Source organism: Bordetella genomosp. 1, assembly GCF_002261335.1.
GTDB lineage: Bacteria > Pseudomonadota > Gammaproteobacteria > Burkholderiales > Burkholderiaceae_B > Bordetella.
Genome location: NZ_NEVL01000003.1, coordinates 1,125,850 through 1,147,149 on the forward strand (window position 1 = coordinate 1,125,850; position 21,300 = coordinate 1,147,149).

The 21,300-nt window shown below is 68.7% G+C and carries 19 protein-coding genes; 11 read left to right on the forward strand and 8 right to left on the reverse strand.

Annotation, left to right across the window (positions count from 1 at the left end):
* Nucleotides 1–26: 26 nt before the first annotated feature.
* On the reverse strand, nucleotides 27–4,076 hold the full coding sequence (purL, locus tag CEG14_RS13570) for a phosphoribosylformylglycinamidine synthase (protein ID WP_094826868.1): 4,050 nt from the start codon (nucleotides 4,074–4,076) through the stop codon (nucleotides 27–29).
* Nucleotides 4,077–4,472: 396 nt separating this feature from the next.
* Here purL and CEG14_RS13575 point away from each other — a divergent pair, with 396 nt between their 5' ends.
* The 3 genes from CEG14_RS13575 to CEG14_RS13585 are packed head-to-tail and all read left to right on the forward strand — an operon-like array spanning nucleotide 4,473 to nucleotide 7,377.
* Nucleotides 4,473–5,003, forward strand: a complete 531-nt coding sequence (locus tag CEG14_RS13575) for a TRAP transporter small permease (protein ID WP_176461496.1) — start codon at nucleotides 4,473–4,475, stop codon at nucleotides 5,001–5,003.
* Nucleotides 5,000–6,298, forward strand: a complete 1,299-nt coding sequence (locus CEG14_RS13580; RefSeq protein WP_094826870.1) for a TRAP transporter large permease — start codon at nucleotides 5,000–5,002, stop codon at nucleotides 6,296–6,298. Before CEG14_RS13575 ends, CEG14_RS13580 begins: the two co-directional genes overlap by 4 nt.
* A gap of 53 nt (nucleotides 6,299–6,351) precedes the next feature.
* On the forward strand, nucleotides 6,352–7,377 hold the full coding sequence (locus CEG14_RS13585; protein WP_094826871.1) for a DctP family TRAP transporter solute-binding subunit: 1,026 nt from the start codon (nucleotides 6,352–6,354) through the stop codon (nucleotides 7,375–7,377).
* A 195-nt stretch (nucleotides 7,378–7,572) separates the two neighbouring features.
* Here CEG14_RS13585 and greB read toward each other — a convergent pair whose 3' ends face one another.
* The 5 genes from greB to CEG14_RS13610 form a co-directional block, all read right to left on the reverse strand.
* Nucleotides 7,573–8,130, reverse strand: coding sequence for a transcription elongation factor GreB (gene greB / locus CEG14_RS13590; RefSeq protein ID WP_094826872.1), 558 nt, complete (start codon nucleotides 8,128–8,130; stop codon nucleotides 7,573–7,575).
* 79 nt (nucleotides 8,131–8,209) lie between these two features.
* On the reverse strand, nucleotides 8,210–9,055 hold the full coding sequence (locus CEG14_RS13595; protein WP_094826873.1) for a 3',5'-nucleoside bisphosphate phosphatase: 846 nt from the start codon (nucleotides 9,053–9,055) through the stop codon (nucleotides 8,210–8,212).
* 66 nt (nucleotides 9,056–9,121) lie between these two features.
* Nucleotides 9,122–10,057 (reverse strand): alpha/beta fold hydrolase, encoded by a 936-nt coding sequence (locus CEG14_RS13600; protein WP_094826874.1) that lies wholly within the window; start codon nucleotides 10,055–10,057, stop codon nucleotides 9,122–9,124.
* 570 nt (nucleotides 10,058–10,627) lie between these two features.
* Complete coding sequence (locus tag CEG14_RS13605) at nucleotides 10,628–11,608, reverse strand: Bug family tripartite tricarboxylate transporter substrate binding protein (RefSeq protein ID WP_094826875.1); 981 nt, start codon at nucleotides 11,606–11,608, stop codon at nucleotides 10,628–10,630.
* Between the two features lie 42 nt (nucleotides 11,609–11,650).
* Nucleotides 11,651–12,793, reverse strand: a complete 1,143-nt coding sequence (locus CEG14_RS13610) for an NAD(P)/FAD-dependent oxidoreductase (RefSeq protein ID WP_094826876.1) — start codon at nucleotides 12,791–12,793, stop codon at nucleotides 11,651–11,653.
* A gap of 152 nt (nucleotides 12,794–12,945) precedes the next feature.
* Between CEG14_RS13610 and CEG14_RS13615 the strand changes: the two genes are divergently transcribed.
* Nucleotides 12,946–13,647 carry a helix-turn-helix domain-containing protein gene (locus CEG14_RS13615; RefSeq protein WP_094826877.1) on the forward strand — a complete coding sequence of 234 codons (702 nt, stop codon included), beginning with the start codon at nucleotides 12,946–12,948 and terminating at the stop codon, nucleotides 13,645–13,647.
* Nucleotides 13,648–13,669: 22 nt separating this feature from the next.
* On the opposite strand, the gene CEG14_RS13620 is transcribed toward CEG14_RS13615, so the two are convergent.
* Complete coding sequence (locus CEG14_RS13620; protein ID WP_094826878.1) at nucleotides 13,670–14,032, reverse strand: cupin domain-containing protein; 363 nt, start codon at nucleotides 14,030–14,032, stop codon at nucleotides 13,670–13,672.
* A 223-nt stretch (nucleotides 14,033–14,255) separates the two neighbouring features.
* On the opposite strand from CEG14_RS13620, the gene ykgO reads away from it, so the two are divergent.
* Complete coding sequence (gene ykgO / locus CEG14_RS13625; protein WP_094826879.1) at nucleotides 14,256–14,402, forward strand: type B 50S ribosomal protein L36; 147 nt, start codon at nucleotides 14,256–14,258, stop codon at nucleotides 14,400–14,402.
* Nucleotides 14,403–14,424: 22 nt separating this feature from the next.
* On the opposite strand, the gene CEG14_RS13630 is transcribed toward ykgO, so the two are convergent.
* Nucleotides 14,425–15,309: a lytic transglycosylase domain-containing protein gene (locus CEG14_RS13630; protein WP_179280596.1), complete on the reverse strand. Its 885-nt coding sequence runs from the start codon at nucleotides 15,307–15,309 to the stop codon at nucleotides 14,425–14,427.
* Nucleotides 15,310–15,567: 258 nt separating this feature from the next.
* Here CEG14_RS13630 and CEG14_RS13635 point away from each other — a divergent pair, with 258 nt between their 5' ends.
* The 6 genes from CEG14_RS13635 (at nucleotide 15,568) to CEG14_RS13660 (ending at nucleotide 21,286) form a co-directional block, all read left to right on the forward strand.
* Nucleotides 15,568–16,236 carry a response regulator transcription factor gene (locus CEG14_RS13635; RefSeq protein ID WP_094826881.1) on the forward strand — a complete coding sequence of 223 codons (669 nt, stop codon included), beginning with the start codon at nucleotides 15,568–15,570 and terminating at the stop codon, nucleotides 16,234–16,236.
* A gap of 10 nt (nucleotides 16,237–16,246) precedes the next feature.
* Nucleotides 16,247–17,788, forward strand: a complete 1,542-nt coding sequence (locus tag CEG14_RS13640; RefSeq protein ID WP_094826882.1) for a sensor histidine kinase — start codon at nucleotides 16,247–16,249, stop codon at nucleotides 17,786–17,788.
* 40 nt (nucleotides 17,789–17,828) lie between these two features.
* Entirely contained in the window at nucleotides 17,829–18,119 is a 291-nt protein-coding gene (locus CEG14_RS13645; protein WP_256985693.1) for a Flp family type IVb pilin, read from the forward strand.
* Between the two features lie 11 nt (nucleotides 18,120–18,130).
* Nucleotides 18,131–18,664: an A24 family peptidase gene (locus tag CEG14_RS13650; protein WP_094826884.1), complete on the forward strand. Its 534-nt coding sequence runs from the start codon at nucleotides 18,131–18,133 to the stop codon at nucleotides 18,662–18,664.
* 82 nt (nucleotides 18,665–18,746) lie between these two features.
* Nucleotides 18,747–19,712, forward strand: coding sequence for a Flp pilus assembly protein CpaB (gene cpaB / locus CEG14_RS13655; protein ID WP_094826885.1), 966 nt, complete (start codon nucleotides 18,747–18,749; stop codon nucleotides 19,710–19,712).
* Between the two features lie 71 nt (nucleotides 19,713–19,783).
* Entirely contained in the window at nucleotides 19,784–21,286 is a 1,503-nt protein-coding gene (locus tag CEG14_RS13660) for a type II and III secretion system protein family protein (RefSeq protein ID WP_094826886.1), read from the forward strand.
* The last annotated feature ends 14 nt before the right edge of the window (nucleotides 21,287–21,300 follow it).

Genomic DNA, 21,300 nt, shown 5'->3' on the forward strand with positions numbered 1-21,300 from the left:
TCGCGATCAGCCTGGGCCGATCGGGATCAGCCCAGCCAGACGCGCGCGTTGCGGAAGAAGCGCATCCACGGCGTGTAGGCGCCGCCGGCGTCGCGCTCGCCCCATTGCTCGGGGGCCCACGACATCATCACGTTGCGCGTGACGCGCTCCGGATGCGGCATCAGCACGGTGAAGCGGCCGTCGGCGGTCGTCACCGAGGTCAGGCCCTGCGGGCTGCCGTTCGGGTTGAACGGATAGGCCTCGGTCACCTTGCCGTGGTTGTCGATGTAGCGCGCGGCGGCCAGCACCTTGGCCGCATCGCCCTGCTGCGAGAAGTCGGCGTAGCCCTCGCCGTGCGCCACGGCCACCGGGATGCGGGCGCCTTCCATGCCGGCGAAGAAGATCGACGGCGAGGATTGCACTTCCACCAGCGACAGGCGGGCTTCGTACTTCTCCGACTGGTTGCGCGTGAACCGCGGCCAGAACTCGGCGCCCGGGATCATCGGGGCGAGTGCGGCCATCATCTGGCAGCCGTTGCACACGCCGAGCGCGAACGTGTCGGGGCGGGCGAAGTAGGCGGCGAACTGATCCGACAGCTTGCTGTTGAAGCGGATGGTACGGGCCCAGCCCTCGCCGGCGCCCAGCACGTCGCCATAGGAGAAGCCGCCCACGGCCACCAGGCCCTGCATGCCGTTCAAGTCGATGCGGCCCGACAGCAGGTCGGTCATGTGCACGTCGACCGCCTCGAAGCCCGAGGTATCGAAGGCCCAGGCCATTTCGACCTGGCTGTTGCAGCCCTGCTCGCGCAGGATGGCCACGCGCGGACGCTTGCCGGTGGCGATGAACGGCGCCGCCACGTCTTCCTGCGGGTCGAACGCCACGCGCGGCGACAGGCCGGGATCGGTGGTGTCGTTCCAGGTGTCGAGCTCGGCCTGGGCGCAGGCCGGGTTGTCGCGGCGGGTCATGATCTGGTAGCTGACTTCGCTCCAGGCGCGGCCCAGATCGGCGCGCGGCTGGCCCCAGATCTTCTTGCCGTCGCGGAAGAATTCCACTTCGTCGGCCGCGTTCAGCCCGCCGATCACGTGCGAGTGGGCCGACAGGCCGGCACCGCGCAGCACCTGCATCACGGCATCGCGTTCGGCCGCGGGCACCTGGATCACGGCACCGGCCTCTTCGCTGAACAGCGCCTTGAGCGTGAGCTCGTCGCGCTGCACCGCCACCTGTTCGGGGCGGATCTTGTAGTCGCCCCAATCGGCCGACTGCGGGTCGAAGGTCAGCATGTCGAGGTTGATCGACACGCCGGTGTGGCCGGCCAGCGCCATCTCGACCACGGTGGCGAACAGGCCGCCATCGGAACGGTCGTGGTAGGCCAGGATGGTGCCGGCCTCGGCCAGGGTACGGATGGTCACGAAGAAGGTGCGCAGGTCCTGCGCTTCATCGATGTCCGGCACGGTCTCGCCGACCTGGTTGTAGGCCTGGGCCAGGATCGAACCGCCCATGCGGTGCTTGCCGCGGCCCAGGTCGATCACGATCAGCACGCTGTCGCCCGCGTCGGTGCGCAGCTGCGGCGTGAGGCTTGCGCGCACGTCGGCGACCGGCGCGAACGCGGTCACGATGAGCGACACCGGCGCGACCACGTCGCGCTTCTCGCCGTCTTCGGTCCAGGTGGTCTTCATCGAGAGCGAATCCTTGCCCACCGGGATCGACAGACCCACGGTCTTGCAAAGCTCGCTCACCGCGGAGACCGTGTCGTACAGCGCGGCGTCCTGGCCGGCAACGCCGCAGGCCGCCATCCAGTTGGCCGACAGCTTGATGTCTTCGAGGCGGGCCACGTCGGCCGACACGAGGTTGGTGAGGGCTTCGGCCACGGCCATGCGGCCCGAGGCGGGCGCGTCCAGCATGGCCAGCGGCGTGCGTTCGCCCATGGCCATGGCTTCGCCGCGCGTGCCTTCGTAGTCGGCCAGCGTGACGGCGGCATCGGCCACCGGCACCTGCCACGGACCGACCATCTGGTCGCGGCTCGACAGGCCGCCCACGGTGCGGTCGCCGATGGTGATCAGGAAGGTCTTGTTGGCGACGGTCGGGTGGCGCAGCACGCGGTAGGCGGCTTCGGTCAGGTCGATGCCGGCCAGGTCGAGCGGCGCGCTCACGCCGGGCAGGCGCGTGACGTCGCGCGTCATGCGCGGCGGCTTGCCCAGGATCACGTCGATCGGCACATCCACCGGACGCACTTCGTCGGCGCCCTGCGGACGGATGGTGTCGAGACCCGGCAGGCCCTCGCCATCGACCACGCGCAGCTGGCGCTCTTCGGTGGCCACACCGACCACGGCGAACGGGCAGCGTTCGCGAAGCGCGATCGCCTCGAAACGCGGCAGGTCTTGCGGCAGGATCGCGAGCACGTAGCGCTCTTGCGATTCATTGCTCCAGATCTCGGCGGGCGACATGCCCGACTCTTCGAGCGGCACGCGCTTGAGATCGAAGGTGGCGCCACGGCCGGCGTCGTTCACCAGCTCGGGAAAGGCGTTGGACAGGCCGCCCGCGCCCACGTCGTGGATCGCCAGGATGGGGTTCTGCTCGCCCTGCTGCCAGCAGCGGTCGATCACTTCCTGCACGCGACGCTCGAGCTCGGGGTTGCCGCGCTGCACCGAGTCGAAGTCCAGCTCGGCGGAGTTGCTGCCCACGCTCATGCTCGAGGCGGCGCTGCCGCCCATGCCGATGCGGAAACCCGGACCGCCCAGCTGCACCAGCAGCGCGCCCGGCGGCAGCGGATCCTTGTGCGTGAGGCCGGCGTCGATGCTGCCCAGGCCGCCCGCGATCATGATGGGCTTGTGGTAGCCCCAGCGCGTGCCGCCGGCGGTCTGTTCGAACGCGCGGAAGTAGCCCAGCAGGTTGGGCCGGCCGAATTCGTTGTTGAAGGCCGCGCCGCCGATGGGGCCGTCGATCATGATCGACAGCGGCGAGGCGATGCGGTCGGGCAGGCCGTGGTGGTCGGCTTCCCAGGGTTGGGTGGCGTCGTCGAAACGCAGGTGCGACACGGTGAAGCCCGTGAGGCCGGCCTTGGGCTTGGAGCCGCGGCCGGTCGCGCCTTCGTCGCGGATCTCGCCGCCCGCGCCGGTCGCGGCGCCGGGGTACGGGGCGATCGCGGTCGGGTGGTTGTGGGTCTCGACCTTCATCAGCGTGTGCATCACGGCGTCGCGGCGCGTGTAGCGCGCGCCCTCGGCGCCCTCGCCCGCCACGCCCGGCACGCCGGCCTGGAAGCGCTGCACGGCACCGCCTTCCATCACGGCGGCGTTGTCGGAGTAGGCCACCACGGTGCCGGCCGGCTGGGCCTTGTGCGTGGTGCGGATCATGCCGAACAGCGAGTTCGGCTGGGCCGCGCCGTCGATGATCCAGTCGGCGTTGAAGATCTTGTGGCGGCAGTGCTCGGAGTTGGCCTGCGCGAACATCATCAGCTCGACGTCGGTCGGGTCGCGGCCGAGGTCGGTGAAGGCGGTGGTGAGATAGTCGATCTCGTCGTCGGACAGGGCCAGGCCCAGGCTGACGTTGGCCTGCTCCAGCGCGGTGCGGCCCTCGGCCTTGACGCCGACGGTGCGCATGGGCTTGCTGGCCAGCGGCGTGAACAGCGACTGGCCGTCGAAGTCGCCCTGCACCACTGTTTCGGTCATGCGGTCGTGCAGGCAATCGGCTGCGCGCGCAAGCAATTCGGGATCGATGGTCTTGGCGCCGAGCAGGCCGCGCTCCGGCGTGATCACGTAGCGCACGCCGCGTTCGACGCGGCGCACCGAGGCCAGGCCACAGTTGTGGGCGATGTCGGTGGCCTTCGAGGCCCACGGCGAGATCGTGCCCAGGCGCGGGATCACCAGCAGCTCGAGCTGCTTGGACGCCGGTTCGGCGCTGTAGGGCGTGCCGTAGTCGAGCAGTTGCACCAGCTGTTGCTGGGCTTGTGCAGAGAGTTCGCTGTCGGTGTGGACGAAATGCTCGTAGCGGGCGGAAACGTCGGCTACCGGCAGACCGGCCTTCTTCAGTTGCGCGAGCAGGCGCTCGCGACGAAACGGGGAAAGAACCGAGGAACCGGGCAGATGCTGGACTAGGGACACGATGCGGGCGCCGTTGGGAGGTGAAAGATCAAAACGTGATTTTACCTTCTTATGGGGTAAACCCCGGTGGTGAACTGCCCATCGGATGCCCGGAGGCACGCCAACGTTACAAATTCGTGGCCGACGGGCCGGGACGGGTTGCTGCGACGCGACATCCGAGCCGGCACCCCACCCGCGCCGGGATGCACCCTTGCGGTGCAATGGAAGCGCCGCCCCGGGCCCTGTGCAGCACGGCCGCAGGCCGCCCCGATAGCGCCTTGCAGACGGTTTTGATGCTGCTTTGCAGCATGTTGCCAGGCGTCCGCATCCGCGGGAAAACACGAGCTATCGTCCGCTCGGGCCAGGGTTAGGATGCAGCGTCCCTTCTGTCCCCGGCCGTCCCACAAGCTGTTTGCCATGCAACGCCCCGACGCACCCGAAGAACCCGTCGAACCGATCATTGCCCCGGAACCCGACCCCACCGTCAAGGTGCCGCTCGCGCTGGAAGACTGGCTGGCCGTGATCCTGCTGGCGCTGCTGGCCCTGATCACGTTTGCCAACGTGCTGGTGCGCTACTTCACCGACCAGTCGTTCGCCTGGACCGAGGAAATCTCCATCTTCCTGCTGATCGTGCTGACCATGGCCGGCGGCAGCATGGCCTTCGTTCGCAATCACCACATCCGCATCGAGATCCTGGCCGACAACGGTTCGCCCCGGCGCCAGCGCATCCTGGCGCTGATCGCCAACGTCTGTGTGCTGCTGTTCTTCGTGATGCTGACCGTGCTGTCGGCGCGGCTGGTCTATGACGAGTTCCGCTACGAGGAAACCTCGCCCGCGATCGGCGTGCCGACCTGGTGGTATTCGGTATGGCTGCCGCTGATGGCGGCCCTCATCTCGGCGCGCGTGCTGGGCACGCTCATGCGCCTGGTGCGAGGGCAGGCCAAATGATCGTCACCCTGCTCTTCGCGATCTTCATCGTGCTGATGGTGATCGGCGTGCCCGTGGGCGTGGCGCTCGGCCTGGCCGGCACCGTCGCCATCGCGCTGGCCAACCAGGACGTGCCCTGGTTCGGGCTGCTGGCGGTGCCGCAGAATTTCTACGCCGGGCTGGCCAAGTATCCGCTGCTGGCGATCCCGATGTTCGTGCTGGTGGGCTCGATCTTCGACCGCTCGGGCGTGGCCAAGCGCCTGGTGAACTTCGCGATTTCCATCGTGGGCCGCGGCCCGGGCATGCTGCCGCTGGTGTCCATCATGGTGGCGATGTTCCTGGGCGGCATTTCCGGCTCGGGCCCGGCCTGCGCGGCCGCGGTCGGCGCGGTAATGATCGCGGCCATGTCGCGCGCCGGCTATCCCAAGCCTTATTCGGCATCGGTGGTGGCGGCCGGCGCGGCCACCGACATCCTGATCCCGCCGTCGGTCGCCTTCATCATCTATTCGGTGCTGGTGCCGGAGGCCTCGGTGCCGGCGCTGTTCGCGGCCGGCATGGTGCCGGGCATCCTGGCCGGCCTCGCCCTGATCGTGCCCGCCGTGTGGCTGGCGCGTCGCCACGGCATGGGCAAGCTCGAGGCGCACCTGCCGCGCCCGCCCTTCTGGGCCAGCCTGCGCGAGGCCTCGTGGGGCCTGGCCGCGCCGGTGCTGATCCTGGGCGGCATGCGCATGGGCTGGTTCACGCCCACCGAGGCGGCCGTGGTGGCGGTGTTCTACGGCCTGTTCGTGGGCATGTGCATCCATCGCACGATCGGCGTGCGCGACCTGTTTCCGATCCTGCGCGAGGCGGCCGAGCTGTCGGCCGTGATCATGCTGGTGGTGACGCTGGCCGGCATCTTCGCCTGGTCGCTCTCCACCCTCTCGGTGATCGACCCGATCACGCATGCCATCGTGAATTCCGGGCTGGGCGAATACGGCGTGCTGGCGCTGCTGATCGTGCTGCTCATGACCGTGGGCATGTTCCTCGACGGCATTTCGATTTTCCTGATTTTCGTGCCGTTGCTGCTGCCGATCGCCAATGCGTACGGCTGGGACCCGGTGTGGTTCGGCGTGGTGCTCACGCTCAAGGTCGCGCTGGGTCAGTTCACCCCGCCGCTGGCCGTGAACCTGATGGTGTCGTGCCGCATTGCGCAGGTGCCGATGGAATCGACCGTGCGATATGTGGTGTGGCTGCTGGCCGGCATGTTCGTGGTGCTGCTGGCGGTGCTGGCGTTTCCGCAGCTCGCGCTCTGGCTGCCGCACCGGCTCGGTTATTGATGGACCATAAAACAGGCGCCGACGCGCGCCGCCATAAACAGGAGACCTGAAGCATGAAGATCCGTCTGTTGCTCGCCGCCCTGACCTGCGGCGCCGCCGCGCTGGCCGCCCCGGCCCACGCGCAGAACTACAAGGCCGAGTACAAGCTGTCCATCGTGGTCGGCACCTCGTTCCCCTGGGGCCAGGGCGCCGAGATCTGGTCCAAGCTGGTGCGCGAGCGCACCGATGGCCGCATCAACATCAAGGTCTACCCGGGCACCTCGCTGGTGCAGGGCGACCAGACCCGCGAATTCACGGCGATCCGCCAGGGCGTGATCGACATGGCTGTGGGCTCGACCATCAACTGGTCGCCGCAGGTCAAGCAGCTCAACCTCTTCTCCATGCCCTTCCTGATGCCCGACTATGCCGCCATCGACGCGCTGGTGCAGGGCGAGGTGGGCAAGGAGATGTTCAAGTACATCGAGAAGGCGGGCGTGGTGCCGCTGGCCTGGGGCGAGAACGGCTACCGCCAGTTGAGCAATTCCAAGCACGAGATCAAGTCGCCGGCCGACCTCAAGGGCCTGAAGCTGCGCGTGGTCGGCTCGCCGCTCTACATCGACACCTTCACCGCGCTGGGCGCCAATCCCACGCAGATGAGCTGGGCCGACGCGCAGCCGGCGCTGGCGAGCGGCGCCGTCGACGGCCAGGAGAACCCGCTGTCGATCTACACCGGCTCCAAGCTCTACACGGTGGGCCAGAAGTACCTGACGCTGTGGAACTACGTCGCCGATCCGCTGATCTTCGTGGTCAACCGCGAGGTGTGGAATTCGTGGAGCGAGAAGGACCGCGAGATCGTGCGCCAGGCCGCGCTCGACGCGGGCAAGCAGGAGATCGTGATCGCACGCAAGGGCGTGACGCCGGAGGATCCGTCGCTGCTCAAGGAAATCGCCGGTCATGGCGTGACCGTGACTTCGCTGGACGCCGGTCAGCACGCCGCGTTCGTGGCGGCCACCAAGCCCGTCTACGACAAGTGGAAAAAGACCATAGGCGAAGACCTGGTCAACCTGGCCGAGAAGTCGATCGCCGCACGCAAGAAATAAGCAGCAGCCCAAGGGGAACGGCGGCCGGGGCGCATCGCGCGAGGACCGCCAACGCAAGGCAGGGGCGTCAATAATCCCTTCCAACGCCGCGGGCGCCAGTCTTTCGACTGGCGCCCGTTTTTTTTTGCATGGCGGCGGGCGGAGCGCGGCGATGCGCCCGTTCCCTTCAGCCGGCCCGGGCCGGCGTGGGCAGATTCAGGCCGGATCGGGGTAGCGGACCTCGAGAATGTCGAGTTCCTGCACGCCGCCGGGCGTGCGCAGCACGATGGTGTCGCCCTCGCGCGCCTTGATGAGTGCGCGCGCAACCGGTGAGATCCAGCTGATCTTGCCGGCGAGCGGCTCGGCCTCGTCGACGCCCACGATGGTGACGGTCTGTTCTTCGCCGGTCTGGTCGGCGTAGCGCACGGTGGCGCCGAAGAACACCTGGTCGCGATTGGGCTGGCTGGCCGCATCGACGACTTCGGCCACGTCGAGCCGCTTGGTGAGAAAGCGCATGCGCCGGTCGATCTCGCGCAGGCGCTTCTTGCCGTAGAGATAGTCGCCGTTTTCAGAGCGGTCTCCGTTGGAGGCCGCCCACGACACCACCTGCACCACGGCCGGACGCTCGACGTTCATCAGGTGCGCGAGCTCGTCGCGCAGCCGGTTGTAGCCCTCGGGCGTCATGTAGTTGCGCGTGCCCTTGGGCAGGGCCTGGGCCTCGGGCAGATCCTCGTCGTCGTCGTTGTCCGACTCTTTGACAAAAGCCTTGTTCATACGCGTTGCAAACCAAAGTAGCGGGTCGAAGGCGGCCCGCAAGCCGCGTGCCGTCGTGGGGCGCGGGACGCGCGCCGGCTCAGAGCCAGTCGTGCCAGACCGGTTTGAGGTCGGCGGGGAGGTCGGGCAGGCTGCCGAGATCGGCCTTGCTTTCGCCCAGGCGATGGAAATCGGAGCCGCGCGACGCGAGAAAGCCGTAGCGGCGGGCGACGTCGGCGTAGCGGCGCGCTTCGTCGGCCGTGTGGCTGCCGGTGACCACCTCGATGCCCTCGCCGCCCAGCTGCAGGAACTCGTCGAACAGGCCGGCGAACTGCACCGGCGTGTATTTGTAGCGGCCCGGGTGGGCGATCACCGCGCGTCCGCCCGCGCCGCGGATCCAGCCCACCGCCTCGCTCAGCGTGGACCAGTGCATCGGCACGTGGCCCGGGCAGTCGTCGCCGAGGTATTTGTTGAAGACGGTCTGGACGTCGGGGCAGAAGCCCGCGTCGACCAGGAAGCGCGCGAAGTGCGTGCGGCTGATGAGCTCGGGGTTGCCGGCGTACGGCAGCGCGCCCTCGTAGGCGCCGGGCATGCCCATGGCGGCCAGACGCTCGCCGATCTGGCGCGCGCGGCCTGCGCGGCCGGCGCGCGTCTTGCGCAGGCCTTCGACCAGCGCGGTGTTGGTCTCGTCGAAATTGAGGCCGACCACGTGCACCGTGACGTGGGCCCAGGTGACCGAAATCTCGGCGCCAGTGAAGTAGCGCAGGCCCAGGGCCTGTGCGGCTTCGCGCGCCTCGGCAATGCCGCCGACCTCGTCGTGGTCGGTCAGGGCCCAGACGTCCACGCCGTTGGCGTGCGCGCGCCGGGCCACCTCGGCCGGCGGCAGCGCGCCGTCGGAAACCGTGGAATGGCAATGCAAATCGATGTTGAGGCGGGCTTGAGTCATGCGCCTATTGTAGAAGCCCGCGGGGCGGCGCGCGAGGGGCGCGGCCCGCCCCGTCCCCCTGGACGCTCAGGCCAGCAGGAACTGGGCAACCGGGGCGATCTGCTCCGGCGTCATCAGGGTGGGCGCGTGGCCGGCGTCGGCAATTTCGTGCACGCTGGCGCGCGGGTTGCGGGCCAGCATGTCGGCGACGGTGGCCGGCAGTAGCAGATCCGAGTGCTCGCCGCGCAGGATCAGTATCGGGCAGTCGAGGGTGTCGTAGGCGTGCCAGAGCATGCGCTCGCCCTCTTCATAGACCTGCGGCGTGGAGGCCTGAACGCCCAGCGTGACGCCGATGTTGAGGTCGTAGTTCTTGACCCAGCGGCCTTCGGCATTGCGGACGTAGCCATGCTCGGCCAGTTCGCGCCAGTGCTCGTCGGAGTGCGGACCGTAGTTGGCGCAGGAGATGCGCGTGGCGGCGATGGCCTCGTCGAAGGTGGCATAGGCGCCGGAAGTGCCCACGCCGGCGATGATGCGGTCGAGCGCGGGGATGGCGAGATGCGGGCCGACGTCGTTGAGCACCATGCGGTCGATGCGCAGGTCGCGATCGGGCGGCAAGGCGCCGGCGTGCGGGTGCGCGCGATGCGCGGCACGCGCGTAGGCCAGTGCGCCCGACAGCCCGAGGCCGATCAGCCCGCCCATCGAGGTGCCGACCCAGGCCAGCCGCGCCGGGTTCAGGCGCGCGATGAGCGTCATCATGTCGGAGACGTACTGCGGCACGTTGTAGAGCGCCGGATTGGCCAGCCAATCCGACTGGCCGCGGCCGGCGACGTCCGGGCACACGACCCGATAGCGCGGCGCCAGCTCGCGCGCCAGCCGGTCGAAATCGCGACCGTTGCGCGTGAGGCCGTGCACGCACAGCAGCACCTCACGGTTGTCCGGATCGCCCCACTCCCAATAGGCCATACGATGAAAGCCCAGCGGGCTCACGCAGGTGACGAAATCGAGGCGGGGTTGCAGCGACATGACAGAGGGCTCCTGCGCCGCCCGCGCGGGGCGACATGTGCGTATGCGTCGGCGCCCATCTTACCGCCCCCGCCGCCAAGCCCTTCCCTGCCCGGCTGCCGGCCCGCTCCCGCCTGCCAAACGTTCGGCGACCCGTCCCGGGAGAAACAATGGAGTCAGACTGCATTTTCCATGGTGCGCCCCCACCCAAACAATGGTGTCAGACTGCATTTATCCGGCGCGGGAAAAGCCAAACAAAGGTGTCAGACTGCATTTTCCGCGGATCCCGCCGCACCGAGGGACGGTGTCAGACTGCATTTTTTCGCTTGGCGCCGATCCACGGCTGCGTGGAGCACCTCAAGGATTTCGCCAGCGTTCCCGGCAGTTGGGGAAGTCGTGATGCCCTGCCCCGCCGCGCGCGAAAAAATGCAGTCTGACTCCATTTCCGGGCGCGAGGCCATTTTCAAAAATGCAGTCTGACACCTTTGTTGGGACCTCTCAGGGGCAAGAAAAATGCAGTCTGACACCTTTGTTGGGGATCGCGGGTGCGGGAAAAATGCAGTCTGACACCTTTGTTTGGGGGTGCGGAGGTTATTGGGCCTTGATGCCTGCGCGTCTGGCGATCTGGGCGTAGCGAGGGGTTTCTTCGGCGATAACGTGGGCGACGGCGGCGCCGTCCAGGGGGGTGGCTTCGAAGCCTGTGGCTTGCATCTGGGTGCGGGTGTCGGGGTCGTTCAGCGCGGCGGTGAGGGCGCGGTTGAGTCGGGTGACGACGTCGGCGGGCGTCGCGCGCGGGGCGAAGATGCCGATCCAGGTGTCCATCGATACGTCGGGATAGTCAGCTTCGGCCATGGTCGGCACGTCGGGCAGGAAGGACGAACGCGTGGGCGTGGTCACGGCCAGCGGCTTGACCTTGCCCGACTTGATCTGCGGCAGGGCCGCGACCACGGTGTCGAACAGGATCGGAATCTGGCCGCCGATCAGGTCGGTCATGGCCGGCGAGCTGCCCTTGTACGGGATGTGCGTCATGCGGGTGCCGGCCGCCTGCTGGAACATCTCGCCGGCAAAGTGCGACACGGTGCCGATGCCGAACGAGCCGTACGAAAACTTGTCGCCGGTTTTGTTTGCGGCCGCAACCAGTCCCTGCACGTCCGAATACGGTTGGCTCGGGTTGGCCACCAGGATCAGCGCCGCGCGCCCCACCATGCCGACCGGCTGGAAATCCTTGGCCGGGTCGTAGGGCAACTTGTCGTACACGGCCGGATTCACCGTGAAGGTGGTGCCCGAGCTGATCAGCAGCGTGTAGCCATCGGCATGGGCCCGCGCCACGTACTGCGCGCCCAGGATGGTGCCCGCGCCCGCGCGATTCTCCACGATCACGGTCTGCCCCAACTCCTGGCCGAGGCGCTTGGCCAGGATGCGGCTCAACACGTCGCCCGCGCCGCCGGGCGGGTATGGCACCACCAGCTGGATCGGCCGGTCGGGATAGCCCGCCGCCTGCACGCCGGCGGCCGCCAGCGCCATGCCGAGCGCGGCGCCGGCCGCGAGAAACTTCCTGCGATGCTTGAACATGGTTGTCCCCTTGTCGTTCATGGATGCGGCAGAAAAACGCATTCAGTCGGCGCGCAGCCGCGCCGGCGCAAGCGCGCCCGGGTCCACGCCCTCGCGCGCCAGCGCCGGAGGCAACGCCTCGCCCAGCAGCAGCGACGCCGCCAGCGCCGACACGCCGGCGGCCGACTGGATGCCGTAGCCCCCCTGGGCCGCCAGCCAGAAGAATCCCGGCTGCGCGTCGTCGAAGCCGATCACCAGGTCGCCATCGGCCACGAACGAACGCAGCCCGGCCCAGACGTGCGAGGGACGCCGGATGGTGAGCGTGGTGGCCGTCTCGATGTGATAGATGCCGGTGGCCACGTCGAGCTCTTCGGCCACCACGTCGTGCGGCGCGACCGGGTCGGCGTTGGCCGGCGATCCGAGCAACTGGCCCGCGTCGGGCTTGAAATAGAAACTCTCGTCGATGCCGACCACCGCGGGCCAGGCCGCGATGTCGGCGCCGTCGGGGGCCGGGAAGGTGAACGCGCTGCGGCGGCACGGCTGCAGGCCCACCGGCCGCGCGCCGCACAGGGTCGCGACTTCGTCGGCCCAGGCGCCCGCCGCGTCGACCAGCACGGCAGCGCGCAGGAACGTGCCGTCCGCGAGCGTGATCGCCCACGCCTCGCCCCGCCAGGCGGCCGCGGCCAGCGCGGCATTGCAGCGCAGCTCGGCACCCGCGCGGCGCGCGCCGGCCAGGAAGCCCTGGTGCAAGGCATGCACGTCAAGGTCCTGCGCCTCGGCCTCGTACATGGCGCCGGCCGCCACGGCCTCGTCGCGCAGGCACGGCACCATGGCATGGGCCTCGGCGGGCGTCAGGCGTTGCACGTTGCCGGCCAGTCGGCTCGCCGCGGCGAAGGCGGCGTCGAGCTCGTCGCGCTGCGCCTCGCTGGCGATGTAGAGACAGCCGCGCGGATGCAGCAGCGCGGCATCGGTGAACCCCTGCGGCGGCTGCCGATAGAAGTCGCGGCTGGCCCGCGTGAGCGCCTGGATCTGCGGCGTGCCGTAGGTTTCCATGAACATCGCCGCGGAACGGCCCGTGGCGTGATAGCCCGGCTGGCTCTCGCGCTCCAGCATCAACACCCGCCGGCGGCCGGCGAGGCGGTAGGCCAGCGACGCCCCCGCAATGCCCGCGCCCACGATCACCACATCGAATTCCTGCGTATCCATAAGCCCGCATCCTGCCCTTAAAATTCTCGGATATGAGAATTCTCAAATATGACAAATCCGCCGTCAACGGTCACAATGGCCAAACCGGCCGGCCAACGCCGGTTTTAAGGGAAAATCCCGAGACTTTGTCCCCGCCAGGCACGCCCTCCCCCATGCCCGCCGCCCCCGCCGCCCCGCCCGCCGCCGATATCCTGGCCGACCGCAAGAGCCTGGGAATGCGACTGCGCGCGCTGCGCAAGGCCGGCGCGCTGACGTTGCGCGAGCTGTCCGACCGCACCGGCGTGGCGCTCTCGACCCTCTCCAAGATGGAGTTGGGCCAGGTGTCGATCAGCTACGAGAAGTTCGCCGCGGTGGCCCGCGCGCTCGAGGTGGACATCGGCCAATTGTTCGGCCCGGCGCCGCGCGGCGCCGGCACGCCCGGCCCGCTGCGCAGCACCCTGGCCGATGCACCCGGCTATCACACAGGCCCCTACGACTACAAACTGCTGGCCGCGCAATATCCGGCGCGCAGCATGACGCCGATGTATGGCCGCATCCTCGCGCGCGACGCCGCCGAGTTCGACGGCTTCGTGCGCCATGCGGGCCAGGAGTTCCTGATGGTGTTGGCGGGCGAGGTCGAGATCCGCTACGAGACCGGCGAATCGCTGATCCTGGCGCGCAACGAAACCGCTTACTTCGACAGCGGCGTGGGCCACCTGTATCTCTCGCGCAGCGCGGCGCCCGCCGAGGTGCTGGTGGTGATGAGCGATGCCGGCGCAGCCGAGCATCGACTCGGCGGCGACGGCGCCGGCCTGCAGGCCGCGCTGGACCGCGCCCAGCCTGCCCGACGGCCCGCCTCCCGGCGCGGCCGCTGACCAGAACACGCGCGGCGCGCGATCAGAAGCGCGTGATGAAGTAGACCTTCTTCACGCGCTCGTCCACTTCCCAGTGGCCGGTGTAACCCTCGGGCATGACGAACGAGGTGCCCGGCGTGAGCGCGTGCACGGTGCCGTCCGGATCGACCAGTCGCGCCGACCCTTCCAGGATGTGGCCGAACTCCACGTAGCCCGTGGTGTTGGACCGGAACGAGCCCGCAGAACTTTCCCAGATCCCCGATTCCACCTTGCCCTCACGCGCCGCGAACGCGGTCTGCGAAAGAAACGCGGCATCGCCCGTCAACGGACGGCGCGGCTTGCCCGCTTCGGGGTGGCTCATGGCCGGGTCGATGAGAACGGCTTTGATGGAATCGTCTGCGCTCATGGCGTGGCTGCGTGCAAGTGGCGGAAGGCGCAAGTGTAGCCATTGCATTGCCTGCCGACGCAGGCCTGGCTTTTCCGCTATTAATGCTATGTTATAACATTGCGATTATTCTGGCCGATTGCTGGCGCCGCAGAGGGCGTGGGGGCCCGCACCTGTCTGGCCCAACCCGTCGCGCCGAGCCCATGCCGCGAACCTGTTGATCCCACTGACTCAAGGAGTCCCCATGAAGGTCCTCTCTTCCCTGAAAGACGCCAAGACGCGCCACCGCGACTGCCAGGTCGTGCGCCGTCGCGGCCGCATCTACGTGATCTGCAAATCGAATCCGCGCTTCAAGGCGCGTCAGGGCAACGCCAGGAATCGCAACGCATGAGCCCGCACGCCACGGCCGCCGATCAGCGCGCCGTGGCGAAGCCGCCTTCGAAGCGCTGGATCTCCTGGCTTGCGCCCAGATAGACCTGCACCGCGGGCCGCCCGGCGCGCGGCACATGGCGGCCGGGCACGATCGTGAGCCGGCCGTCGCCGCCGGCCGGGGCCTGGCGTGCCGACGTCGATTGCGCCGACGTCGATTGCGCCGACGTTGATTGCGCCTGCGCTGACGGCGCGGGCGGTGCGGCGGCCGCGGCCAGCGGCTGGCCCAGCGTGCCCATCACCCGCGTCACGTAGGTCTGCGTCTCGTCGAACGGCGGGATACGGTTGCCGTAGCGCTTCACCGCGCCCTCCCCCGCGTTGTACGCCGCCACGGCCAGTGCCGTGTCGCCATCGAACAGATTGAGCAGGTCGCGCAGATAGCGCGTGCCGGCGTCGACGTTGACGTGCAACTGCTGCAGGTTGGCGCGCAGCGCCTCGCCATCGGCGCCCGGAACGCCATAACGCCGGCCGGTGTCCGGCATGATCTGCATCAGGCCGATCGCGCCCTTGGGCGAGATCGCTGCCGTGTTGAAACCCGACTCCGCCCCCGCCACCGCATAGAGCAAGGCGTAGTCCACGCCGTGGCGTGCCGCCGCGGCGCGCAGGGCCTGCTCGACCTCGACGGCGGGCTCGCGCAGGCGCCCCGCGGCTGCCACCGGCGAGCGCAGGTCCTTGAACAGCAGGCGATAGCTGGCGTCGACGGCGCGCGGGGCGAAGCGCGCCACGCCCTCGGCGTCGTATGACACATACACATCGGCCGCGCGGGCCATGCCGGCCGCGGCGCCCAGGCACAGCACGGATACGGCCAGCGCCGCGGCCTGGCCACGGCGGCCGCGCGCCCGTCCGAGGCGCAGTGACAACATCAACATGGAGCTTCCAAAGGGGCGGCGCACGGGTGAAACACGGGGTTTCGGGCCGCTCGGATACATGTTGCCATTGTATAGTAATGAAAACTATTTCTATTTAGAGTATCATTAAGTTTGCTTAAGTTTGCCGAACAACATGAAACCGCGGATTAGGATGATGCAGAAAGCGCTGGCCCCAATCCGATCGTCTGACGGCACGGGACGCAGTCCGGGTCTATGCCCGTCCTGTCAGGCAACGCTACAGTTCGGCGAGGAAATAGCATGCGAATTCTGCTGGTCGAAGACGACAGCAAGGTCAGTTACTGGCTGACCCACAAGTTCCAATCGAGCGGGCACCATTGCTCGCCGGTGGACTGCGGCGAGGATGCGCTGAGCCTGCTCAACAGCGAGGCCTTCGACATCATCGTGCTGGATCGCATGCTGCCCGGCATCGACGGCCTGGAGGTGCTGCGCCGGCTCAGCGGCCGCCCCCACCCGCCCATCATCATCCTGTCCGCGGTCGACCAGGCCTCGCAGCGCGTCGAAGGCCTGCGCGCCGGCGCCCAGGACTATCTCGGCAAGCCCTTCGACTTCCACGAGCTGCTGGTGCGCATGGAGCTGCTGATCCGCCGCAGCGACGACGCCCAGCATGGCGGCACCCAGCTCTGCGTGGATGACCTGCAGATCGACCTGGTGCGGCGCAAGGTCACGCGCTCGGGCCGGCCCATCACGCTCACCGACAAGGAATTCCTGCTGCTCAGCACGCTGGCCGAGCACGCCGGCCAGACGGTGCCGCGCGACATGCTGCTCGAAAAGGTGTGGGGCCTGCAGTTCGACCCGCGCACCAATCTGATCGACGTGCACGTCTCCAAGCTGCGTTCCAAGATCGACAAAGACTTCACCCGGCCGCTGTTGAAGACCGTACGGGCAGCGGGCTACGTATTGGGTTGAAGGCCGGATCATGAATTTGAGCATTGCCACCGCCGGCCTGCGCCGGCGCTTGCCGCGCGCCGCCAGCGCCTGGGCGTCGTTCTGGCGCGGCGAGCGCGCACACAGCGCGGCCGCGCAGGCCGACAGCCCCGCCGCGCTCTACAACAGCCATTTCCGCCAGGCCTCGTGCGTGGCGTTCATCTTCCTGCTGGTCACGCTCACCTCGATCGGCTGGGGCCAGAATCTGCTCGAGCAGGTGATGATCCGCCACGTGAAGGACATGATCACGGCCGAAATCCGCGCCCGCCAGGCGCCCGGCGGCCGCGACGCCGTGCAGCAGCTGGCCCTGCAACTGGGGCACCTCGAAGTGACGACGCCGCGCCGCGAGCGCGCCGTGGCGGTCGAGGCCCCCGACGGCGCGCTGGTCTATGGGCTGGACGAACTGCTGTCGCCCGACCTGTGCCCCGCGCCGGGGCGCGCCTGCAACGGCTGGCTGCGCAGCGCGCGCAACGGGGTTGACGGCATGCGCGAGTGGCTGGGCTACGCCTATCCGCTGCCGCAGGGCGGCCGCTACATCGTGGCCTACGACATCCTGCCCATGCTCAACCGCATCTACCCCGTGCCGCTGGTGGTGGGGCTGAGCGTGTTCACCGCCCTGCTGCTGAGTCTCGGCGTGGGCATGTATTCCAGCTTCGACGCGACCAAGCGCATCAATCGCATCCGCCAGGCCATGGCACGCTTCGCGCGTGGCGAGACCGAGACCCGCGTCACGCTGCTGGGCCGGCACGACGAATTCGACCAGCTCGGCAAGGACGTGAACGCCGCGCTCGAGCGCATCGACTTCCTGATGGAGGAGGTGCGCAACGCCGCCAACCACATCGCCCACGAGCTGCGCACGCCGCTCACGCGGCTGCAGCAGCGGCTCTCCAACGTGGCCGACATGGCGCTGGGCAACGCCGCGCTGAGCGAGGAAGTGGAGCGGGCCGAGGAAGAGATCCGGCACATCCAGTACCTGTTCCGCACGGTGATGCGGATCAGCGAGATCGAGACCGGGCGCTGCCATCACGAGTGCGACCTGATCGACGCCCGCCGGCTGTTCGACGACATGCAGGACTACTACAGCGTGCTGGCCGACGAACGGCAGCTGCGCATCGAGACCCTCGCCGATCCAGCGCTGCGCCTGTCGGGCGATCGCGCGCTGCTGTTCCAGGCGCTCATCAATCTGCTCGACAACGCCATCAAGTACGCGCCCGCCGGCAGCACCATCACGCTGCTCGCGCGCCCTCACGCCGCGGGCGTGGAACTGGGCGTGGCCGACGAGGGCCCGGGGATCGAGACCGACCAGCGCGGCCAGGCGGTGCAGCGCTTTCGCCGCCTCACGCGAGACCGCAGCATCACGGGCCATGGGTTGGGCCTGCCGCTGGTGCAGGCCGTGGCGGCGCTGCACGACGGCACGCTGGTGCTCACCGACAACGATCTCGCCGGCCCCGCGCAGCCGCGCGCACGCGGCCTGATGGCGGTGCTGCGCCTGCCGCAGCAAGCCGCGCACAGCACGCCGCCGACCTGTTCCTGAACAAACCTTAATGATCCAGCTGTTGCCCGAGTGTATGCAAATGAGTCCTAATACCGCCTGTGCGGATGCTGGCCCGTTTCGCTTGCGCCGCGCCATGCGCCGATCCTCCTTTTTTGCAGATAGCCACATGACTTCCCGAATCCGACAATTCCTTCGCGACGAAAGCGGCGTGACCGCCATTGAATACGGCATCCTCGCCGCCGCCATGGCTGCGGCCGTTGGCGTGATCTTCGGCTCCGACGGCGCCTTCATCACCGCCCTGCGCAACAAGTTCGACGCAATCGCTTCCGACATCACCGAAGCCGGCACCGACACCAAGACGGGCGGCTGAGCGAACGCGTCATGGGCCTGTCTTTGCCCGCACTCATCGTGCTGCCCGTCCTGGCCTGGCTGGCCGTCTCCGACCTGCTCTATCGCCGCATCAGCAATCGCTGGGTGCTGGCGCTGTTGCTGGCCTGGGCGGCCTACGCCGGCTGGACGCTGCTGCAGGGCGCTGACGCGGACGTGCGCGCCTCGATGCTGACCGGCGTGCTCGCCGCGGCGGGCGTGATGGTCATCGGCTTCTTCCTGTTCAGCATGGGCTGGATGGGCGCCGGCGACGTCAAGCTCATGGCGGTGCTCTCGCTCTGGCTGGGCGACCAGACCTTCGTGTTCCTGGTCGTGACCTCGCTGGCGGGCGGCGTGCTCGCCCTCGTGCTGCCCTGGCTGCGCATGGTGGAACGCGGTCTCGGCCTCGGGCTGCTGCAGCTCAACACGCTGCTGCCGGCCCCCCTCTTCCCTGTGCCGCATGCGCTCCAGGCGCAGCCGGTGCAAGGCATTCCCTACGGGCTCGCGATCGCCTGCGGCGGCGCCTTCGCCCTCTGGAGCCACATCTAAGGTCTGACCCGTCACGCAGGTGGCCCGCGCGGGCCGGTCTTGCTCCAGTCGTAAATAAAAGTGCAAATCAATCCTATTTGATATGAAAACGCGTTCCTTGATTCTGCTCGCCTCGGCGATCACGCTGGCCGCGGGCGCCGCGCTCGTCGGCCGCGCCCTGATGCGCCCGCCCCCTCCCGTGACGATCGTCAAGGAAGTGCCCGTCGAAGTCCCCGCGCAGAAGGCGCCGGTCCGCTATGTGCTGACGGCCCAGGCGCCGCTCGAGGCGGGCCAGTTCATCAAGAGCGAAACGTTCAAGGTCCTGACCTGGAAGGAAGTGCCGGGCGACGACGTGCGCGCCGATGACTACTCCGCGGCCAACGACGCGGGCCGCCGCGCCATCGAGCGCGACGTGTACGGCGCCGCCGTGCGCCAGCCGCTCGAGAACGGCCAGAACCTGACCCGCGCCGCGCTGGTGTACCCGGGCGAGCCCGGCTTCCTGGCCGCGGTGATCACGCCGGGCAAGCGCGCCGTGTCGATCCCGATCAACGTGGTGTCGAGCAACTCGGGCCTGGTCAATGCGGGCGACCGCGTCGACGTGATCCTGAGCCTGGACCGGATCGACCTGGATCCGCCGATGGAACGCGTACCCAACAGCGTGTACACCGCGCTCGCCTCGCAGACCATCGTGCGCGACGTGCGCGTGCTGGCCATGAACAACAACGCTTCGTCGGCGGCGCCGCTGACCGACATGGAAGCGCCCACCGACGCGGTGGCGCGGCGCAACCAGGCGTCGCGCGGCCAGCCCTCGCCCAAGACCCTGTACTACGGCAGCATCACGCTGGAGGTCAGCACCGAGGACGCCGAGCGCCTGGCGCTGGCGCGCCAGGTCGGCACGATGCAGGTGGCGCTGCTGAGCCTGCACGACGAAGACGCGCCCAAGACCGCGACGCGCGACGTGACCCGCCTGAAGGACGCCACCGCCGTGTTCGACAACACGGCGCCGCAGATCGTCAATGTGTTCCAGGGCACCAACCAGACGGTGCAGACGTACCGCAGCCGTCCGTGACCGCCATGCGCCTCTCTCGCTCCAGCGCGGCCCAGCCCGCGCCCATTCCGGCCCGCTCCTCCGATTTCTCCATGACCCACTCTCTGACCCGACCGGGCGCGGACGCGACGCTCGCCCGCCTGTGCCTCGCCACCGCCCTCTGCGTGGCCGGCGCGGCCCACGCCGCCCCGCCGGCGCCCGCGGCCAAGTCCGCGGCGCCCGCGCCCGCCGCCCTGCAACAGGTGCAGCCCACCGGCGTGATCACGCTGAACGTGCGCGAAGGCCATCTGCTCAAGCTCAAGCGCGACGCCGCCAAGGTGCTGGTGGCGGACCCGCGCATCGCCAGCTTCCAGGTGCCCTCGCCCAACAACATCTTCGTGTTCGCGCAGGCCGTGGGCACCACCACGCTCTATGCGCTGGACGCGCAGGACAATGTGATCGCCGCCATCAAGGTGGTGGCCGAGCATGACCTGAGCGCGCTGCGCGAACAGATCCTGCGCGCGGTGCCCGGCGCCGACATCACGCTCGAGCCGTCGATGAACAACCGCATCATCGTGCGCGGCAAGGTGCGCACGCCGATCGAGTCGCGCCAGGTGGTGGACCAGGTGCAGTCGTACCTCGACGGCCTGGCGGCCTCGCCGGCCGGCCAGGGCGGCGGCGGCGGCGGGGGTGGCGGCGGCGCCAACAATCGCGACGCCGTCATCAACCAGCTGAAGGTCGAACTCTCGTCGCAGATCAACATCCAGGTGCGCGTGGTGGAAGTTTCGCGCACCCTGTCGCACGAACTCGGCTTCGACTGGGCCGCCACGCTCAACTCGGGCAGCGGCGCGTTCGGCGTGGTGACCGGCGCGGCCGGCGGCGCCTTCGCCCCGGTGAGCGGCACGGTCAACGCCTCGCTGTTCGACTCGCTCACGGGCCGCAACTTCTCGCAGCTGATCCCCGGCCGCACCACCGCCCGCCTGGGCGTGGGCGGCATGGTCACGCGCGGGCGTTTCACCATGGGCGGCCTGATCTCGGCCCTGTCGTCGGAAGGCTTCGCCACCGTGCTGGCCGAGCCCAACCTCACGGCCATGTCGGGCGAAAGCGCGGCCTTCGCCGCGGGCGGCGAGGTGCCGATCGTCATCATCACCAACAACAACGTGCAGATCGACTTCAAGTCGTACGGCGTGATCCTGCGCATGACGCCGACCCTGCTGTCGGCCAACCGCATCAGCCTGCACATCGCCCCCGAAGTGAGCGAACTCACCGAGGACGGCGCCGTCACGCTGGAAGGCATCTCGATCCCCGCGCTGAAGGTGCGCCGCGCCGACACCACGGTCGAGCTGGCGAGCGGCCAGAGCTTCGCGCTGGCCGGCATGCTGCGCTCGACCCAGGCCCAGACCATGTCGGGCGTGCCGGGCCTGAGCAGCATTCCCCTGATCGGCCGCCTGTTCGAACACGAGGTGTCGGCCAAGGACGAGACCGAGCTGGTGATCCTGGTGTCGGCCAACGTGGTCGATCCCGTCTCGGCCGGCGAACTGCAGGTGCCCGGCCAGGACCTGCCCGGCATCAAGGAGCTGCTGCCCCAGCAGGCCTCCATCGGCTACCTGTACTGAACGCCGCCCAGGAA

What these genes read in the sequence shown, in the direction of transcription:
- CEG14_RS13575 (WP_176461496.1), top strand. Translation starts at nt 4,473, where the DNA reads ATGCAACGCCCCGACGCACCCGAAGAACCCGTCGAACCGATCATTGCC.
- CEG14_RS13580 (WP_094826870.1), top strand. Translation starts at nt 5,000, where the DNA reads ATGATCGTCACCCTGCTCTTCGCGATCTTCATCGTGCTGATGGTGATC.
- CEG14_RS13585 (WP_094826871.1), top strand. Translation starts at nt 6,352, where the DNA reads ATGAAGATCCGTCTGTTGCTCGCCGCCCTGACCTGCGGCGCCGCCGCG.
- greB (WP_094826872.1), bottom strand. Translation starts at nt 8,130, where the DNA reads ATGAACAAGGCTTTTGTCAAAGAGTCGGACAACGACGACGACGAGGAT.
- CEG14_RS13595 (WP_094826873.1), bottom strand. Translation starts at nt 9,055, where the DNA reads ATGACTCAAGCCCGCCTCAACATCGATTTGCATTGCCATTCCACGGTT.
- CEG14_RS13600 (WP_094826874.1), bottom strand. Translation starts at nt 10,057, where the DNA reads ATGTCGCTGCAACCCCGCCTCGATTTCGTCACCTGCGTGAGCCCGCTG.
- CEG14_RS13605 (WP_094826875.1), bottom strand. Translation starts at nt 11,608, where the DNA reads ATGTTCAAGCATCGCAGGAAGTTTCTCGCGGCCGGCGCCGCGCTCGGC.
- CEG14_RS13610 (WP_094826876.1), bottom strand. Translation starts at nt 12,793, where the DNA reads ATGGATACGCAGGAATTCGATGTGGTGATCGTGGGCGCGGGCATTGCG.
- CEG14_RS13615 (WP_094826877.1), top strand. Translation starts at nt 12,946, where the DNA reads ATGCCCGCCGCCCCCGCCGCCCCGCCCGCCGCCGATATCCTGGCCGAC.
- CEG14_RS13620 (WP_094826878.1), bottom strand. Translation starts at nt 14,032, where the DNA reads ATGAGCGCAGACGATTCCATCAAAGCCGTTCTCATCGACCCGGCCATG.
- ykgO (WP_094826879.1), top strand. Translation starts at nt 14,256, where the DNA reads ATGAAGGTCCTCTCTTCCCTGAAAGACGCCAAGACGCGCCACCGCGAC.
- CEG14_RS13630 (WP_179280596.1), bottom strand. Translation starts at nt 15,309, where the DNA reads ATGTTGATGTTGTCACTGCGCCTCGGACGGGCGCGCGGCCGCCGTGGC.
- CEG14_RS13635 (WP_094826881.1), top strand. Translation starts at nt 15,568, where the DNA reads ATGCGAATTCTGCTGGTCGAAGACGACAGCAAGGTCAGTTACTGGCTG.
- CEG14_RS13640 (WP_094826882.1), top strand. Translation starts at nt 16,247, where the DNA reads ATGAATTTGAGCATTGCCACCGCCGGCCTGCGCCGGCGCTTGCCGCGC.
- CEG14_RS13645 (WP_256985693.1), top strand. Translation starts at nt 17,829, where the DNA reads ATGAGTCCTAATACCGCCTGTGCGGATGCTGGCCCGTTTCGCTTGCGC.
- CEG14_RS13650 (WP_094826884.1), top strand. Translation starts at nt 18,131, where the DNA reads ATGGGCCTGTCTTTGCCCGCACTCATCGTGCTGCCCGTCCTGGCCTGG.
- cpaB (WP_094826885.1), top strand. Translation starts at nt 18,747, where the DNA reads ATGAAAACGCGTTCCTTGATTCTGCTCGCCTCGGCGATCACGCTGGCC.
- CEG14_RS13660 (WP_094826886.1), top strand. Translation starts at nt 19,784, where the DNA reads ATGACCCACTCTCTGACCCGACCGGGCGCGGACGCGACGCTCGCCCGC.